11 protein-coding genes are annotated in these 15921 nt (G+C 66.9%); 5 read left to right on the forward strand and 6 right to left on the reverse strand.

The features are described 5' to 3' along the window. Positions 1-29: 29 nt before the first annotated feature. Positions 30-1637: an MFS transporter gene (locus tag CXQ81_RS20150; RefSeq protein WP_101338337.1), complete on the reverse strand. Its 1608-nt coding sequence runs from the start codon at positions 1635-1637 to the stop codon at positions 30-32. A 109-nt stretch (positions 1638-1746) separates the two neighbouring features. Continuing rightward, positions 1747-2391: a hydrolase gene (locus CXQ81_RS20155; RefSeq protein ID WP_009044372.1), complete on the reverse strand. Its 645-nt coding sequence runs from the start codon at positions 2389-2391 to the stop codon at positions 1747-1749. A gap of 407 nt (positions 2392-2798) precedes the next feature. Here CXQ81_RS20155 and CXQ81_RS20160 point away from each other — a divergent pair, with 407 nt between their 5' ends. Beyond that, positions 2799-4157 carry an OprD family porin gene (locus CXQ81_RS20160; RefSeq protein WP_101338338.1) on the forward strand — a complete coding sequence of 453 codons (1359 nt, stop codon included), beginning with the start codon at positions 2799-2801 and terminating at the stop codon, positions 4155-4157. Positions 4158-4227: 70 nt separating this feature from the next. Here the strand turns inward: CXQ81_RS20160 and CXQ81_RS20165 are convergent, their stop codons facing one another. The 3 genes from CXQ81_RS20165 to CXQ81_RS20175 all read right to left on the reverse strand — a co-directional run bounded on the left by CXQ81_RS20165 (position 4228) and on the right by CXQ81_RS20175 (position 7221). Further along, positions 4228-4884 (reverse strand): DsbA family protein, encoded by a 657-nt coding sequence (locus tag CXQ81_RS20165; RefSeq protein ID WP_101338339.1) that lies wholly within the window; start codon positions 4882-4884, stop codon positions 4228-4230. A 107-nt stretch (positions 4885-4991) separates the two neighbouring features. After that, entirely contained in the window at positions 4992-5891 is a 900-nt protein-coding gene (locus CXQ81_RS20170) for a LysR family transcriptional regulator (protein WP_101338340.1), read from the reverse strand. Positions 5892-6006: 115 nt separating this feature from the next. Further along, entirely contained in the window at positions 6007-7221 is a 1215-nt protein-coding gene (locus CXQ81_RS20175) for an MFS transporter (protein WP_101338341.1), read from the reverse strand. A 302-nt stretch (positions 7222-7523) separates the two neighbouring features. On the opposite strand from CXQ81_RS20175, the gene CXQ81_RS20180 reads away from it, so the two are divergent. The 4 genes from CXQ81_RS20180 to CXQ81_RS20195 all read left to right on the forward strand — a co-directional run bounded on the left by CXQ81_RS20180 (position 7524) and on the right by CXQ81_RS20195 (position 12926). Continuing rightward, positions 7524-8789: a cytochrome c gene (locus CXQ81_RS20180; RefSeq protein ID WP_101338342.1), complete on the forward strand. Its 1266-nt coding sequence runs from the start codon at positions 7524-7526 to the stop codon at positions 8787-8789. Next, positions 8786-9259, forward strand: a complete 474-nt coding sequence (locus tag CXQ81_RS20185) for a (2Fe-2S)-binding protein (RefSeq protein ID WP_053261686.1) — start codon at positions 8786-8788, stop codon at positions 9257-9259. The genes CXQ81_RS20180 and CXQ81_RS20185 overlap by 4 nt, the downstream gene beginning before the upstream one ends. Beyond that, complete coding sequence (locus CXQ81_RS20190; protein ID WP_101338343.1) at positions 9256-11493, forward strand: molybdopterin cofactor-binding domain-containing protein; 2238 nt, start codon at positions 9256-9258, stop codon at positions 11491-11493. Before CXQ81_RS20185 ends, CXQ81_RS20190 begins: the two co-directional genes overlap by 4 nt. 320 nt (positions 11494-11813) lie before the next feature. Further along, the gene (locus tag CXQ81_RS20195) at positions 11814-12926 is read left to right on the forward strand and encodes an alkene reductase (protein ID WP_101338344.1); all 1113 of its coding nucleotides are present in this window, start codon (positions 11814-11816) and stop codon (positions 12924-12926) included. Between the two features lie 92 nt (positions 12927-13018). On the opposite strand, the gene CXQ81_RS20200 is transcribed toward CXQ81_RS20195, so the two are convergent. Further along, the gene (locus CXQ81_RS20200; RefSeq protein ID WP_101338345.1) at positions 13019-15898 is read right to left on the reverse strand and encodes an ATP-binding protein; all 2880 of its coding nucleotides are present in this window, start codon (positions 15896-15898) and stop codon (positions 13019-13021) included. Between the last annotated feature and the right edge of the window lie 23 nt (positions 15899-15921).

Raw genomic sequence — 15921 nt, forward strand, 5'->3', positions numbered from 1 at the left:
AAGCCCGCATCCGACCACCAGATGCCCCTTCAGCCCTGCCCCTTGAGCAAATGACGAATCCGGATCTTCACCCCGTCGCTCTGGAAGCGGCGGGCGGCGGCCTCGATCTTCAGCTCGGCGCGGGTCACCCGCTCGTGGTGGCGCAGGTGGCCGACCCAGGATTCGTCGAAGAACATCTCGCACCACAGGCGCGGGTTTTCGCTGTCCTGCAGCAGGCACCAGGAAAACGAACCGTTGCGCTGGCGCATGCGCCGCACCGGGTTCATTGCCTGCTGGAAGGCCTGGGCGTGTTCGGGGGCGATGTCGTATTCCAGGCTGATCATCACCGGCCCGCGTTCCAGGTCCTGGTCGGCGCCGAGCAGCGGTTGCGGCCAGTGCAGCGACGGCGCCAGGTCTTCGGCGCTGCGCTGGGGCAAGCCGACCCGCCAGGTCAGCCCGACCCCGGCCAGCAGCACCGCTGCCGCCAGGCTCAGGGCAACGCTCATGGACAACAGGCTGGCCACCCAGCCCCAGAGCAACCCGCCCAGGGCCATGCTGCCGAAGAACATCAGGATATACACCGCCAGCGCTCGTGCCCGCACCCAGGCCGGCACCGAAGTCTGGGCCGCCACCTGGAAACTCGAGAGCACGGCGATCCAGGCGCCGCCGCTGATCAGCATCACCGGGATCAACAGATAGAAGTCGCGCAGCCAGGCCAGGGCGAACAGCACCAGGGCGTAGGTCACGCTGGCCAGCGCCACCAGGCGATCCACCGCCAGGCGCTGGCGCAGCTTTGGCAACAGCATCGCCCCCAGCACCGCGCCAAGGCCGACGCTGCCGAGCAACACGCCGAACTGGGTCGCGCTGCCCTGCAACTCGCCGCGCACGATCAACGGCAGCAAGGACATGCCGGCGCTGGCGCCGAAGAAGAACCCCAGGGTGCGAATCAGCACCCGTTGCAGCGGATGGGAACTGCGGGCGTAGCGCCAGCCCACGCGGATCGCACTGAACAGCCGCTCCGCCGGCAACACCGCGACCTTCGGCTCGCGCCGCCAGCAGGCGAGCACGGCGATCACCGCGAAGAACGACAGCGCATTCACCGCGAAGGTCGCCCAGGGCCCGGCCAGACTCACCAGGACCCCGGCGATGGCCGGGCCGACGGCGCGCGCCACGTTGGTCCCGACGCTGCTCAAGGCGATGGCCGCGGGCAATTCGCCGGCGGGCACCAGTTCCGGGGTCAGGGCCGACCAGGCCGGCATCATCAGGGCCGTGCCGATGCCCATGGCCAGGGTCAACAGCAGCAACAAGGGCACCGTCATCAGGCCGCTGAGGGTCAGGAACGCCAGGAGCATGGCGACGCTGGCCATCCAGCCCTGCACCAGCAACAGGTAGCGGCGCTTGTCGACGATATCGGCCAGCGCCCCCGCCGGCAGCGCGAGGAAAAACATCGGCGCCGCGGCGGCCACCTGCACCAGCGCCACCGTCATCGGGCTGGCCGACAGCGAGGTCATCAGCCAGCCGGCGCCCACCTCGTGCATCCAGGTACCGATGTTCGAGGCGATGCTGGCCAGCCACAGCCCGCGAAACAGGCCATGCTTGAGCGGGCTCCAGGGCGAAAGGGAGGCCGCGCTACGGGAGGAATCGAGGGTCTGTTTCATGACGGTCCTTGAGTCGTGGGAACGCTGTGCAGTCCGGATGTTTTTTACCGCTAACGACCATCGGCCGAGGCAAGCGGGTTGCGTCGGCCGATGGTCGTTGGCGACAGCCTTACTTGACCTGCCGCTGCGGCGCCTTGTGCACCATGGTGTAGGCGTAATCCACGCCCATGCCGTAGGCGCCGCTGTGCTCGCGCACCAGGTCCATCACCGCGTCGTAGGTGTCCTTGTGCGCCCAGTCGCGCTGGAACTCGAGCAGCACTTGCTGCCAGGTCACCGGCACCGCGCCGGCCTGGATCATGCGCTGCACCGACATGTCGTGGGCTTCCTGGGTGGTGCCGCCGGAAGCGTCGGTGACGATGTACACCTCGTAGCCTTCGGCCAGGGCTTCCAGAGCCGGGAAGTTCAGGCAGACCTCGGTCCACAGCGCGGCCATGATCAGTTTCTTGCGCCCGGTAGCCTTCACCGCGTCCACCAGTTTCTTGTCCTCCCAGGAGTTCATCGAGGTGCGCTCGATCGGCTGATGGTCGGGGAACACGCTGAGCAGTTCCGGCCAGATGTAGCCGCTGAAGCTCTCGGTTTCCACCGAAGTGAAAATGGTCGGCACGTTGAAGATCTTCGCCGCCTTGGCCAGGCCCACGGTGTTGTTCTTCAGGGTCTGGCGGTCGATCGACTGCACGCCGAAGGACATCTGCGGCTGGTGGTCGATCAGGATCAGGGCGGAGTTGGTTGGGTTGAGCAGTTCACGGATAGACATGGCGCGTTCCTTTTGCTGTCGAGTAGGTTCAAACGTTGAGTGGCACAATTCGGGAGCTCGGCGCGGGTTCCGCTGTGGGAGGCTTTGCTGCCGGCTTGGTGGCTAATTTAGGGGTCAAAACAAAAAGGGACAATCCAACAAAATAGAGAATCATTGATTCCAAAATAGAGACAATTTAAAAACTGCCGCAGCGCCCACTGCGAACCGCACCTGCCGCCTGCCTGCCCGCGCAAACGGCCGAACGCAGCACAGCCGTACAATCCCCGCGCAGTGCAATACGCAACCATGCTTCGCCTCGATCCGATGGCCACGCCGAGCGGACGCGGGCAGACCGAAGGCGTGCCGGCAGCTGCCGGACCCGCGGCCAGCCGCGTCCTGGACCACCCACCTTGACGCGGGAAATCAGCATGCTGCTTGCCTCGAAACACCTCACCGCCCCCGGGCCGATGCGCATCCGCCTGACGCCGCTGTGGCTGCTCGCCTTGCTCAGCGGCGGCGCCCCGGCGCTGGCGGCACAGAGCGCACAGGACACCCCCGGTTTCCTTGAGGGGGCGAGCCTTGAAGTGCTCAGCCGCAACTTCTACCTCAACAACGACTATCGCTCCCCGACCCCGGCCGGCAAGAGCTACAAGCAGGAATGGGCCCAGGGCTTCATCGCCTCGTTCGCGTCCGGCTTCACCCCCGGCGCCCTCGGCGTGGGGGTCGATGCCCACGGCTTCCTGGGCTTGAAACTGGACGGCGGCAAGGGGCATTCCGGGACGGGCCTGTTGCCGCTGGATCATGACGGGCGCAGCGAAGGCAGCTATTCCAGCGCCGGCGGCGCGCTGAAGTTCAAGGCCTCGCGGACCACCCTGGCGCTCGGTGAAATGAGCGTGGCGACCCCGGTGTTCGACACCGCCGACAAACGCCTGCAACCGGAATACGCCAGTGGCCTGCTGCTCTCCAGCCGGGAACTCGAAGGGCTCGACCTGCAGGCCGGTCACTTCAACGCCTTCAAGAACCAGGACGCCTCCACCGCCAAGGGCGACTTTTCCGGCTACGGGGCAACCACCCGCCACGCCAGCATCGACTTCATCGGCGCCGACCTGTTCGCCGGCCAGGCGCTGGGTGGCGCCCTCTACGCCTCGGAGCTGAGCGACACCTGGCGCCAGTACTACGCCAACCTGCATGCCAGCCTTGGCCAGTGGTTCCTCGACGGCAACCTGTACCGCACCCGCGACCAGGGCCAGGCCGCGGCCGGCGCCATCGACACCACGGCCTACAGCCTCTCCGGCAAATACCGGATCGACGCCCAGGCATTCACCCTGGCCTATCAAAAAATCCACGGCGATACGCCCTTCGACTTCGTCGGCGGCGACTCCATCTACCTCGCCAACTCGATCAAGTACGCCGACTTCAATGGCCCGGGCGAACGCTCCTGGCAAGCGCGCTACGACCTCGACCTGGGCGCCCTGGGCATTCCCGGCCTGAGCTTCATGGCGCGCTATGTGAGCGGTCGCGGCGTCGACGGCAGCCACGCGCCCCAGGGCGGCGCCTACAACCCCTTCGATCCCGCCAGCGGCACCTACAGCCCGCAACAGGGCCGGGGCGGACGCCATTGGGAACGCGACCTGGACCTGCACTACATCGTGCAGTCGGGTCCGGCCAAGGACCTGTCGCTGCAACTGTCCCACGTCAGCCACCGGGCCAACGCCGCCCAGGCCGGCGACGACATCGACCGGCTGTACATCGTCATTCAGTACCCGCTCAAGCTCGGGCCGTTCTGATCCTGCGCGGTGGGCCGAGCCTGCTCGGGCCGTGCGCCGGGCAGGCCCGTTGGCAGCGGCCAGATGACGGCTAACCCAAGGCATGGGCCACCTGCGCGTCTGGCACCGTCACGTCCCGCAACACCCGCGCCAGCAAGGCGCCGGGCTGGGCGCCCGAGACCCGGGTGTCGCCGATGCGAAAGGCTGGCAGCACCCCGCCCGACCAGTCCGCGGCATCGCGCTTGTGGCACTGCAACGCAGCCCGTCCTTCACCACTGCGCAGGTAGTCGAGCAGCCGCTCCTGCTCGCGCTTGCCGTCCCCGCCCAGCTCCGCGAGCACCCGCGCATCGCCAATATCGCGGCCCTCGCAGAAATAGGCACGGAAGATCCGCGCGAACAGCGCGGCGCAGTCGCCACCGCGGGCGGCACGCTCGAGCATCAGGCTGTGCGCCGGGTCGCTGTCGACCAGGCGCTCGATTCGCTCGAAGGCAAAACGCAGCCCCAGCGCCTGGCCGGCCCGGGTGATCTGCGCTTCGAACAACCGGCTGCGCGCCAGGCTGCCGAACCGGCGCCGGGCGTACTCGCCCTGCTCGATGCGGCTGGCGGGAAGATCAAACGTGGAGCGGCTCGGCACATAGACGATCGGCCGTGGCCGGTGCGCCGCCGCCATGGCCTGGCGCAGGTTCAGCTCGCCGATCCAGCACCAGGGATTGATGAAGTCGTACGCCAGATGAATGACGTTACCCATAGCGACCACCTTGCTTCTACCAATGATGGCCAGACTCTAGGCGCGCACCTGCCGGACGAGTAGCCACAGGGCGCGCAACGCTGTCTTGCTCGAGACCTGGGCGCGGCTCAGGCGGCAAGGATTTCCTCGAGGAACTCGATAAACACATTGATGCGACTGGAGCCGCGATGGTTGGGCAGGTACAGCGCGTTGATGCAGGTGCTGGCGGTGCCGGGATTGACCTCGTACTGCTCCAGCACGCGGGTCAGGCGACCCTGGCCGACATCGTCGCGCACCAGCCAGTCGGCCAGCAGCGCCACACCACCACCGGCCAGCGCCGCCTCGCGCAGGATGTCGGCGTTGTTGCTCTGCAAGCGTCCCTGCACCCCCAGGCGCTGGGGGTTTTCGTCGCCCTGGAAGGTCCAGTCCTGGTGCACGCCGCCATAGTCGAACCGCAGGCACTGGTGCTCCAGCAGGTCGCTCGGCTGGCGCGGCAGGCCGGTGCGTGCCAGGTAGTCGGGGCTGGCCACGACCCAACGCTGGAAGTCGCCGATCTTCTTGCTGACGATGTCATCGCTGACCACCGAGGAACCGAGGCGCACCGAGACATCGATACGCTCACTGATCAGGTCGCTGACCCGGTCGCTCAACGACAGGCTGATCTCCAGCCCCGGATGGCGTTCGAGCAGGCGCCCCAGGTGCGGGGCGATGATGCGCCGGCCGAACTCCACCGGAACGCTGGCCCGCAGATGCCCCTGGGCTTCGCTGCCACGATCGGCGACGCTGGCGTCGGCTTCGTCGATGGCCTCGAGAATCGCCACGGCCTTGTCGAAATAGGCCTGCCCGGCGAGCGTGACACTGGTGTTGCGCGTGGTGCGATTGAGCAGGCTGGCGCCCAGCTCGCTTTCCAGCCCCGCCACCTGCCGCGTCACCGAAGACGTCGACAGACCGAGCTTGCGCGCCGCCGATGAGTAGCCGCCACAGCGCACGGTTTCAACAAACATCTTCAGCGCCAGCAACTTGTCCATAAGCCGATTCCGCGAGCAAAAAATCAATCGAAGGACTATGCCTGAGGGTGCATGAAGTGTCTTGTATGGTTGTGCTCAAGCGCCGCGGCCCGCGCCCTGGGGCATTCAACGTGGCTCACCCCTGGCGGTACCGACGGCTGAGAAACAGCAGCAGCGCCAAGCCAGGAACCGCGGCAATCAAAGTCGCCGACAGGCTCCATCCCACCTGCTCATACAGCGGGCTGGCCACCAGCGAGCCCAGGGCGCCGCCGACGAAGATGCTGGTCATGTACACCGCATTCAGGCGCGCCCGGCTGTGGGGGTCGATGGCGTACACCTCACGCTGGCCAAGCACCATGTTCAACTGCACGGCAAAATCCAGCAGCACCGCGCACACCACTAGCCACAGGTAGCCACTGCCCGGCAGCGCCCCTATCAGCAGGGACAGCGGCGCCAGCAACAAGGCCACGAGAGTGCCGCGCTGGCCATGCCCGGCGTCGGCCAGCCGGCCGGCGATAGGCGCCGCGATCGCCCCCACCGCGCCCACCAGGGCGAACACCGCCACCTGTGCCTGGCTGAAGCCGTGCTGGCGAATCAGCTCGATGGGCACGATGGTCCAGAACAGGCTGAAGCTGGCGAACAACAAACCCTGGTACAAGGAGCGCTCACGCAGGCCGGCATGGCGGCGCGCAAGGGCGAAGACCGAGCCGATCAACTCGCCATAGGAAGACTGATGCGTCGGCATGCGCCGTGGCAGGGCAACGGCCATGACGCAGGCGATCACCGCCATCAGGCCCGCGGCGCTGAAGAACACCCCGCGCCAGCCGAACGCCTGGGCCAGCAGGCTTGACAGCGGGCGCGACAACAGAATGCCCAGCAGCAGCCCGCTCATGATGTTGCCGACCACCCGCCCGCGGCTTTCCTCGGGTGCCATGTGCGCGGCCAACGGCACCAGAATCTGCACCGCCACCGAAGTCAGGCCGATGAGCAACGACAACGCCAGGAACAGCGAAGGTGACTCAGTAAAGCCCGCGGCGATCAGGCACAGGCTCACGGCCAGCGTGAACCCCACCACCAGGCGGCGGTTTTCCATCAGGTCGGCCAGGGGCACCAACAGCAGCAGGCCTGCGGCGTAGCCGAGCTGGGTCAGCGAGACAATCAGGCTGGCATGGGCATTCGACAGGCCGATCTGCGGGGCGATCAGCTCGACGATCGGCTGGGCGTAGTAAAGGTTGGCGACGACCGCGCCACAACAGAAGGCCAGCAAGGCCACCAGGGCGCCAGAAAGGGTGGCGGACCGTTCGCCCTTCACCGCCGTGCTGGCCGTCGTTGCAAAATTGCCGGTAGGCATGGTGAAACCTCGTTCGCGTGGAGAAAAGTTTCGCCAAGGCTAGGCGCGACGCTCAATCGGGAGAATCCACCGCCGGGGCAATTGAGCAATGCGCATCACGCAACGATCCCGGCGTTGCCGATGACGCAAAAGGTCTTTGCGCGGTTTGCCAATACCGCCGTCCACCCCCCTTCTCTACCCTTGGGCACTTGCCACGGGGCGGTCCGTCACCGCACTGCGCTTCGGCTCAAGGAGACTTCCATGACCTCGACTGCATCACTGTCCGCCCGCGCGGATTCCACGGACCAATGAAGGGTGACCCGATGAACGCCAGGCAGCTGTGGCTGGGCGCCGTGGTTCTCGCCACGGCAGGCGCGATAGGCGCCGCGCTGTTGATGTGGCGCCCGGCGATCGCGCCGGCCGAACCGCCACAACGCTTCGATGCCGCCCAGGTGCAACGCGGCGCGCGGGTCGCCGAAGCCGGTGATTGCGCGGTGTGCCATACCCGCCCCGGCGGCCGCTACCTGGCCGGCGGGCTGGCGCTGGTGACGCCGTTCGGCACGCTCTACAGCACCAATATCACCCCGGATGCCGAGACCGGGATTGGCCAATGGTCATTGCCGGCCTTCGAGCGGGCGATGCGCGAAGGGGTCGCCCGCGACGGGCACTTGCTGTATCCGGCCTTCCCTTACGCCTACTACCGACGCATGACGGACCGGGACATCACGGACCTCTACGCCTATCTGATGAGCGGCCCCGCCGTGCATTCGCCGGCCATGCAGAACCGGATGAATTTCCCGATGAACATCCGCCCGCTGGTGTCGTTCTGGAACCTGCTGTTCCTGCACGCGGAGCCCTTGGCGCCCGTGGCGCAGCAATCCGCAACCTGGAACCGTGGCCGCTATCTGGTCGAAGGCCCCGGCCATTGCGCCGGCTGCCATTCTCCGCTCAACCCGCTGGGCGCCGAGCAGTCTGCCCAGCATCTTGGCGGCGGCATAGTGGACGGCTGGCAGGCGCCGTCCCTGCTGGGCCTGGCCAACCGCGCCGCGCCCTGGAGCCGCGAGCAACTGGCGGGCTACCTGCGGGCTGAGGTGGTCGAGGGCCATGGCACCGCCGCCGGGCCGATGCGCCCGGTCAGCCTCAGCCTGGGCAACACGCAGACCAGCGACGCCGAGGCGATTGCCGACTACCTGCTGAGCCTCAAGGACCCCGCTCCCGCCGCACCCGCTTCAGCCACCGCGCGCCCCACTGAAGTGGTCGAGCAGGCGCCTGGCGCCCAGTTGTTCCAGAGCGCCTGTGCCGGTTGCCATGGCCCGGCCGCACCGATGCGCCAGATCGATGGGCGCCCGGCCCTGGAGCGGACATCGGCGCTGCATGCCTCAAGCGCGCGCAACTTTCTCAAGACCGTGCTCGAAGGCGTGCCCGCCACCCCGGGGTTGCCCGGCCCGGTCATGCCGCCCTTCACCGCCAGCCTGGACAATCAGCAGCTGGCGGCACTGGCCTCGTTCCTGCGCGAACAGGCCAGTCCGGGCCAGCCGTGGGCCGACCTTTCTTCCACCCTTCACGAATTACGCCAGGAGGCGCAATGACCCACATGACCCTCAACGTCAACGGCTCGCCCCATGCGCTGGAGCTGGAGCCCGACATGCCGTTGCTGTATGCCCTGCGCAATCACCTGGGGCTCAATGGCGCCAAGTACGGTTGCGGCCTGGGCCAATGCGGAGCCTGCACGGTGCTGGTGGATGACCGACCGGTATTTTCCTGCCTGACGCCCTGCAGCGGCCTGGAGGGCAAGGCCATCCGCACGGTGGAGAGCCTGGGTACGGCGGAGCGCCCGGGGCCTTTGCAAAAAGCCTTTATCGAGGCCCAGGCCGCCCAGTGCGGCTACTGCATCGCCGGCATGCTGATGCGCGCCCAGGCGCTGCTGGAGCGCGACCCTCATCCGGACGAAGCCACCATTGGCGAGCATATGGCGAGCAACCTGTGCCGCTGCGGCACCCACCTGCGGATCATCGACGCCATCGGCCGCGTGGCCAGGCAAGAGCGGAGCGCCCCATGACCCGGCACCATGAAGTCGACCAGGGGCGCCGCGCGTTCCTGCGTGGTGGCGCGCTGGTGCTGGCGTTCACCCTGGTCCCGGCGGTGCGCCAGGCGCTGGCCGACAGCGAAGTCGATACCCTCGGCACGGTAGTACTGGCGCCCGATCTCCCGGGCAGCCTGCGCACCAACCCCTACCTCGATGCCTGGATCCGCGTCGCGGCCGAAGGCGTCACCGTCTACACCGGCAAGGCCGAATTGGGTACGGGGGTGAAAACCGCGCTGTTGCAGATTGCCGCCGAACGCCTGGACCTCGCGCCAGGCGCGATCACCCTGCTTACCGCGGACACCGCCCTGACCCCTAACGAAGGCTACACCGCCGGCAGCCACAGCATTTTCGACAGCGGCACGGCCCTGTTCAACGCCGCGGCCCAGGTCCGGCAATTGCTGCTGGATTCGGCCGCGCGCAGCTGGGCCGTCGACGCCGCGCTGCTGACGACGCACGAGGGCCAGATCCAGGGCCCGGCCGGGCAGCGCATGCCCTATGCCGAGGCGGTCAAGGGCGTGGACCTGCACCACTATGCGCAGGCGCAATCGCCCTCGACGCCGCCGTCCGCGTTCAAGCTGATCGGCCACTCGCTGCCTCGCCTGGATATCCCAGCCAAGGTCAGTGGCGGCGCCGCGTTCGTCCAGGACCTGCGCCTGCCGGGCATGCTGCATGCCCGGGTGATCCGCCCGCCCCGCCCTGGCTGCCGCCTGGAAGCCTTCGATGCCGAGGCGCTAAAGGCCCTGCCCGGCGTGGTGCGGGTGGTGCAGGACGGTAACTACCTGGCGGTGGTCGCCCGAGATGAGTGGCAAGCCATCAAGGCGATGCGCAGCGGCTATGAGCAGGCCCGCTGGAGCGCTGGAGAGGCGATCCCCGAAGCGCGGGACATCCACGCGCTACTGACCCGCCTGCCCGCGCGCCGCTACCCGATCAGCCATGAAGGCAACCCGGCGGTCGGCGCCAGCACCCGCTATCGCGCGCGGTTCAGCAAGCAGTACCTGATGCACGGTTCCATCGGCCCGTCCTGCGCCGTGGCCTGGTTCAAGGACGGCGTGCTCACGGTCTGGACCCACACCCAGGGGGTCTACCCGCTGCGCGCGGGGATCGCCGAGATGGTCGGGCTAGCGCCGGAGCGGGTGCGCTGCATCCATACCGAGGGCTCCGGGTGCTACGGCCACAACGGCGCGGACGATGCGGCGGCCGATGCCGCGTTGATCGCGATGCGGCTCGCCGGCACGCCGGTGCGCGTGCAGTGGATGCGCGAGCAGGAAAACCTCTGGGAGCCCTACAGCTGCGCCATGCTCACCGAGGTCCAGGCCAGCCTCGACGCCCAGGGCCGATTGCAGGACTGGGCCTATGAGCTGTGGACCACGCCGCACAACGAACGCATCGTCAATGCCGGCCGCTTGATTCCCGCGCGGCTGTTGGCCCGGCCATTCGTTTCCGCGCCGTCGATCCCCATTGCCCAGCCCGAAGGGGATGGCGATCGCAACGCCGTGCCGCTGTACACCCTGGCGTCCACCCGCATCGACATGAACTTCGTCACCCGCATGCCGTTTCGCACCTCCGCCATGCGCTCGCTGGGGGCCCACATCAATATCTTCGCCATCGAAGCCTGCATCGATGAACTGGCCACCCGGGCCGGCGCCGATCCGGTGGCCTTGCGCCTCGCCCACCTGAGCGACCCGCGGGCACGGGCGGTGGTCGAACGGGTGCGGGACGCCAGCGGCTGGCCGCACAAGGGCAAGGAGCCCGGCGCAGGCATCGGCTTCGCGTTTGCCCGCTACAAAAACATCATGGGCTACTGCGCCATCGCCGTCCTGCTGCGGGTGCATCCACAGACCGGCGAGGTGCAGCTCGATCGAGTGGTCACAGCGGTGGACGTGGGCCAGATCGTCAACCCCGATGGCCTGCGCAACCAGGTGGAAGGCGGCATCGTGCAGTCCGCCAGCTGGACCCTGTTCGAAAAGGTCGGCTACGACCCGGGCGGCGTGCGCAGCTACGACTGGAGCGGTTATCCGATCCTGCGTTTTCCGCAGTTGCCTCGGCAGGTCGAGGTGCATTTGCTCGATCAGCCGGGACAGCCATTCCTCGGCGCCGCCGAGATCGTCCAGGGCCCCATGGCCGCCGCCATCGGCAATGCCGTGGCCAATGCCACCGGCCGGCGCTGGCTGAACCTGCCCCTGACCCGCTCCGAGCAGCCGGCCTAGCCTGGAGTCCGGCGCAGGGCCGGGCCGCTGCTTCGGCGGCGGCCCTTTCGCAGTCTGCCAAGGCATCGAGGATCGAGCGGGCCAATCGCCGCGCCCGCCATCGACTGCCCGCCCGCCGCGCCATGCACCCGTCGCCCTTCAGGACGTTGCGTTTCACGCAATGCAGCGTAGAGCGGCGGCTGGATTATCAGCCACGGCCCGGCGGATTAGGTTAGAGCCCAACAAAGACACGCAAATCGGCAATCACCTGTTGTTCAACCAGGCACCGTCCGCCTGAGCACCCACGGCATCCCGATCGATGCCCTCATAAGGAAATACCCATGACTCAGCACCTGTTCCAACCCCTTGCGGTCGGCCCCTACACCCTGGCTCACCGCGTGGCCATGGCCCCACTGACCCGCTCCCGCGCCGGCCAGCCGGGCGACCTGCCCACCGCCATGAACGCCGAGTATTACCGGCAACGCGCGAGTGCCGCGCTGATCGTTACCGAGGCCACGCAGATTTCCCGCCAGGGCCAGGGCTACGCCTGGACCCCAGGGATCTACAGCGATACCCAGGTGGCGGCCTGGCGCCAGGTGAGCACCCAAGTGCACGAAGCCGGCGGGCTGATTTTCATGCAGCTGTGGCATGTGGGGCGTGTCTCTCACCCGAGCTTCCAGCCCGACAACGCCCTGCCGGTGGCGCCCAGCGCACTGCCGGTTCCAGGCAAGACCTTTATCGTCGACGACGAGGGCAACGGCGTCTGGGGCGATGTGCCGGTGCCGCGCGCCCTGCAAGTGGCGGAGATCGCGCAGATCGTCGACGACTATCGGCGCGCGGCGCGTAACGCCCTGAAGGCCGGCATGGACGGCGTGGAAATCCACGCAGGCAACGGCTACCTGCTCGACCAGTTCATCAACAGCAACAGCAATCAGCGCGAGGACGCGTACGGCGGCAGCGTGGAAAATCGCGCCCGGCTGTTGCTGGAGGTCGTGGAGGCCGTCGCCGATGAGGTGGGCGCCGAACGAGTGGCGGTACGCCTCACTCCCATGGGTCGCTTCATGGGCATGGGCGACGCAACGCCCGAGGCCACCTTCGGCCATATCGTCCGCGCCCTGAACCGCTGGCCCCTGGCCTATCTGCACCTTGTGGAACCGGCCGTGGTCGGCACCGTCAAGGACGAGAACTTCGACCCGCGCTGGGACGCGATCATCGGGCAACTGCGCTCAGAGTGGAACAGCGTGCTGATGCTCGCCGGCGGCTACGATCCGCAATCGGCGGAGCAGGCCCTGGCCGCCAACCGCGCCGACCTGATCGCCTTTGGCAGGCCCTTTTTAGCCAACCCCGACCTGCCCCGGCGGATCCGCGACGGGCTGGCGCTGAATGCCCCCGACCCAAGCACCTTCTTTGGTGGCGATCAGCGCGGATACATCGATTACCCCGTTCATCCATAAGGAGCGTTCCCGGTAACCCTGCTCCCGGGTTCATCGAGTCGGCCGCGCTTGCGAGGGTGGCCGATACCCGGCGTGCAAAGGGCCGCTTCGGCTTATCGGGGTTCCTCGGGGCCGGTTCCGCCTGCCGGGACGGACGCGATAGCCTGCCGCAGCGTTTCAAGGGTTGCAGGCTTGAACAAGACCTGGTCCATCCCGGCGGCCATGCAGCGCTCCACGGCGCTCGCCTCGATGCTGGCCGTCAGGGCAATGATGCGACAGCGTGGCAGGCCGCTGTGGGACTCCTCCCAGCGGATCCGCCTGGCGAGTTCGAAGCCGTCCATCCTGGGCATCATGCCGTCCGTGAGCACGATGTCGAAGTCCGCGCTCAGCCAGCGCTTGAAGGCTTCCTGCCCGTCTTCCGCAACCACGACCCGATGCCCCAGGGTCTCAAGCTGGGTGTTGAGGGTGACGCGATTGAAGGCGTTATCTTCGGCCAGCAAGATGGACAGTGGCTGCACTTGGGCAGAAACGGGCTGGGCCTGCTGCGCAGCTTCGCCCTCGACAGCGGCTGGAGGGTCGCAGATGGGCAGGCTCAATTCGAGGCTGAAGCACGACCCTTTGCCAGGTTCGCTACGCGGGTTGATCTGACCCCCCATCAGTTGCACCAGGCGGCGGCTGATGTTCAGTCCCAGGCCGCTTCCGGACATCTGCTCAGTGCCTGGTACGCCCACCTGGGAGAAGGGTTTGAACAGCTTGCCCATGTCCTCGGCACAAATGCCGACGCCCGTATCGATGACATCGAGGTCCAGGCACAAGCTGTCCCCCTCACGGCGGGTACGGGCCTGCAGGGTGACGCCGCCGCGCTCGGTGAACTTGATGGCGTTGCTGAGCAGGTTGAACAGCACCTGCTTGAAATGCAGCGGGTCCAGCAGCACCCATGCCTGCAGGTCGCCTTCCATCTTGACGTCCAGGGTCAGGCCTTTTTGTCGCGCCATGCCCGCCACTACCGAGACGACGCCTTCAATCTGTTTTTTGATGAGCACCGGCTCAGGAAACGAATCGATCTTTCCAGACTCGATGCGAGAAATATCCAGCACATTGCCCAGCAGCAACAGGAGCCCCTGGGCCGCTTCCTGGGCGACGGACAGGGATACGCTGTCGGCCTCCCCCTGTTTCGCTCTGCGCAGGGCGAGTTCCTGCAGGCCGATGATCGCGTTCAGCGGCGTGCGTATCTCATGGCTCATCGTTGACAGGAAGACGCTCTTGGCCTGGTTGGCGGCCTCGGCCCGTTCCTCGGCCGCCCGGGTCCTGCGGACCTGGCGTCGCAGGTAGAAGGCCCAGATCAGCGAGATGGCGATCAGGATCGCGAAGAGGCTACCCAGCTGGAGAATCTTGTCGCGATGGTCACGCCAGAAGTCGCTCCCGCCCCTGGAGAAACGCGGTGCCCAGGCTTTGACTATTTCCGCGACCTCTTCAGGCGTGATTGCCAGCTGCGCCTTCTCCAGGATGCTGCGCAACTCCGGCTGGTGCTTCGCCACCCCGATGCCGATGGGCGTGGAGGTGCTCTGCAGGATCCCGGTGACCTGGATGCGATTGTCGAAGTACTGGGCCGACAGATAGCGGCCGGTGTAGTCGCTGCTCAGGTACACCTCGTTCTGCCCCGAATCGACCGAGCGCATGGCCTCGAGGAACGTGGGGTATACCTTGAGCCGAATCGCCGGATAGTCACGTCTTATGGTATCGATGAAAAAGTAGCCTTCACCCGTCGCCAGCGTCTTCCCATGCAGATCGTCAAGCCCGGTGAAACGCCGGCCGGCGCGGCGGCCAGCACTGGTCGCGGTCATCAATACGGTGGAGCTGCGCAGGTACGGCGGCAAGACATCCAGTGGCGTCTCGAACAGCTCGGACTGAGGCATGGCCGGGGTCAACAGCGCGCGCCCCTCGGCGATGAGCTTGTTGGTTTCAAGGGTGTTTGGCGTACCCAGGTAGGAGAACTTCAGGCCGCTGCGCTGGCTGATCAACTCCAGGTAGTCGCGGCCAATGCCGGTGACATCGCGGTCCCGTCCCAGCTCGCCCAGCGCTCCAAGCGAGTAATTGATGGCCACGGGGACCTGCGGGTGGCTGTCCAGCCAGCGCTGTTCCGCGGGCGCCAGCTTCACCCGCGCTTCGTCGATGCTCAAGCGGCGACCGGCGCTCCAGCTGCGCAGGATATCGTCCCCATAGCGCCTGGATATCCCGGGGATCGCCCGGTCGATGATGCCCCTCAGCGGCTCGTCGCCCGGACGCAGAAGGAAGCGGAAACCCTGGCTGTCGACAGGAGCAAAGTTGTCGATGCGCAGGCCCAGCAGGTAATGGGTTTGCATCAAGTAATGCGAGGACACGGCGTCCCCCAACACCGCGTCTACGTCCCCCAGCACCAGCGCCTCGAGCGCGCGCTGGGGCGAATCGAAAAGCTCGACCTTGCTATGGGGATAGACCTCTCGTACCGCCTGTTGCTGAAGATAGCCGACGGTCATTCCCAGAACGCTACCGGCCTGCTCGGGATCGAAGGGCTGGGCCTGCGACGTCACCAGCACCGGCCGGTCGGGCAGGTAAGCCTCGCTGAGCAGCAGGCCATTTTCCCGGCCTTCGACATCGCTGCCCGCGCCCAGCAGGTCGATCTCGCCACTGCGCAAGGCCGCCAGTGCGGATGCCCGCGACGAGTAGGCGCGCACCTTGGGCGGCCGCTCGAACATCAGGGCCAGATAGTCGGCGGTGATGCCCTGGTAGCGGTCGCCATAGAGCACTGACAGGGGCGGATAATCGAGACGCACGACCCCGATCGTGAGCGGCCCCCGCCCTTCCAGCCAGTGCCGCGCCCTGGGGTCCAGCCAGGGGTGGCTGCTGGTGGTCATCCGACCGGACAACGCAATGTCTTGCGCGTGAGCCGGAAATATCGGTGAAAGAAAACCCAGCAACAGAATGCCAATAGCTGCGAGGGACCTCAGTAGCATGGGGAACCTTCCTTGAGGGATTT

The organism is Pseudomonas sp. 09C 129 (genome assembly GCF_002843625.1).
GTDB classification, from domain to species: domain Bacteria; phylum Pseudomonadota; class Gammaproteobacteria; order Pseudomonadales; family Pseudomonadaceae; genus Aquipseudomonas; species Aquipseudomonas chlororaphis.

Coding starts and splice junctions, on each gene's coding strand:
- CXQ81_RS20195 (WP_101338344.1), top strand. CDS start 11,814: ATGACTCAGCACCTGTTCCAACCCCTTGCGGTCGGCCCCTACACCCTG.
- CXQ81_RS20165 (WP_101338339.1), bottom strand. CDS start 4,884: ATGGGTAACGTCATTCATCTGGCGTACGACTTCATCAATCCCTGGTGC.
- CXQ81_RS20175 (WP_101338341.1), bottom strand. CDS start 7,221: ATGCCTACCGGCAATTTTGCAACGACGGCCAGCACGGCGGTGAAGGGC.
- CXQ81_RS20190 (WP_101338343.1), top strand. CDS start 9,256: ATGACCCGGCACCATGAAGTCGACCAGGGGCGCCGCGCGTTCCTGCGT.
- CXQ81_RS20185 (WP_053261686.1), top strand. CDS start 8,786: ATGACCCACATGACCCTCAACGTCAACGGCTCGCCCCATGCGCTGGAG.
- CXQ81_RS20170 (WP_101338340.1), bottom strand. CDS start 5,891: ATGGACAAGTTGCTGGCGCTGAAGATGTTTGTTGAAACCGTGCGCTGT.
- CXQ81_RS20180 (WP_101338342.1), top strand. CDS start 7,524: ATGAACGCCAGGCAGCTGTGGCTGGGCGCCGTGGTTCTCGCCACGGCA.
- CXQ81_RS20150 (WP_101338337.1), bottom strand. CDS start 1,637: ATGAAACAGACCCTCGATTCCTCCCGTAGCGCGGCCTCCCTTTCGCCC.
- CXQ81_RS20155 (WP_009044372.1), bottom strand. CDS start 2,391: ATGTCTATCCGTGAACTGCTCAACCCAACCAACTCCGCCCTGATCCTG.
- CXQ81_RS20160 (WP_101338338.1), top strand. CDS start 2,799: ATGCTGCTTGCCTCGAAACACCTCACCGCCCCCGGGCCGATGCGCATC.
- CXQ81_RS20200 (WP_101338345.1), bottom strand. CDS start 15,898: ATGCTACTGAGGTCCCTCGCAGCTATTGGCATTCTGTTGCTGGGTTTT.